Origin of the sequence: Halobacillus sp. BBL2006 (genome assembly GCF_000786645.1) — a bacterium.
Lineage (GTDB): Bacteria > Bacillota > Bacilli > Bacillales > Halobacillaceae > Halobacillus.
This window is the reverse complement of sequence record NZ_JRNX01000959.1, coordinates 1-1,050: the sequence shown is the minus strand read 5'-3', so window position 1 is coordinate 1,050 and position 1,050 is coordinate 1. Positions and strand designations below refer to the sequence as shown.

At 41.5% G+C, this 1,050-nt stretch carries 1 protein-coding gene and 1 pseudogene; both read left to right on the top strand.

Annotated features, from left to right (window positions below):
* Nucleotides 1–200: pseudogene (locus LD39_RS21395) on the top strand (MerR family transcriptional regulator); the annotation flags it as partial.
* Between the two features lie 24 nt (nt 201–224).
* The coding region (locus LD39_RS21390) for a glutamine synthetase family protein (protein WP_035553840.1) at nt 225–1,050 on the top strand (826 nt) is incomplete at its 3' end.

Here is a 1,050-nt window from a genome sequence, read left to right as displayed (position 1 = left end):
ATATGGCGGGGATTAAGAAGGTTCTTAAGCTTAATGAACAGCCGGAGAACGAAGTCTACGATGAAGAACAGGTTCAGGAAGTTCATAATGAGCTTTCCGAGAAAGAGCTTCGTCGTATGCTCCAACAAGAACTTTTCACCGCGGGAAGACAAGGTAAATTAGGAATTCGACAGGGAGAATTGTCTCGATTCTTCCATTAATTCATGTTGAGAGGGGAAGATTGAATGGGTCTGACTAAAGAAGAAATTTACAAAAAAATTGATGAGGAAAACGTCCGATTTATCCGTCTGCAATTTACGGATATGCTCGGTACAATTAAAAATGTGGAAATTCCACTAAGCCAATTAGACAAAGCACTAGACGGAATGATGATGTTTGATGGATCATCCATAGAAGGATTCGTTCGAATTGAAGAATCTGATATGTATTTGGTGCCTGACTTAGATACATTTGTTGTATTCCCTTGGACTTCAGAGAAAGGGAAAGTGGCACGATTCATCTGTGACATTTACAACCCAGACAAGACTCCATTTGAAGGGTGCCCACGTTATAACCTGAAGCGTAACATCAAAAAAATGGAGAAGCTTGGATTTTCTGCCTTCAACATTGGTACAGAACCGGAATTTTTCTTGTTCAAATTAGATGAAAAAGGCGAACCAACAATGGAACTGAACGATAGAGGCGGATATTTCGATTTAGCCCCTACAGACTTAGGGGAAAACTGCCGCCGCGATATTGTTTTAGAATTAGAAGAGATGGGCTTCGAAATTGAGGCTTCTCACCACGAGGTTGCCCCAGGTCAACATGAAATCGACTTTAAATACTCTGATGCCGTCAAACACTGTGACGACATTCAAACATTCAAGCTGGCTGTAAAGACCATTGCACGACAGCACGGATTACACGCAACCTTCATGCCAAAACCGTTATTTGGTGTCAACGGATCAGGTATGCACGCCAATATGTCCTTGTTTAATGAGAGTGGTAACGCTTTCTTTGATGAAAAAGGTGATAAGCAGCTTTCTGAAATAGCTTACCAATTCACGGCGG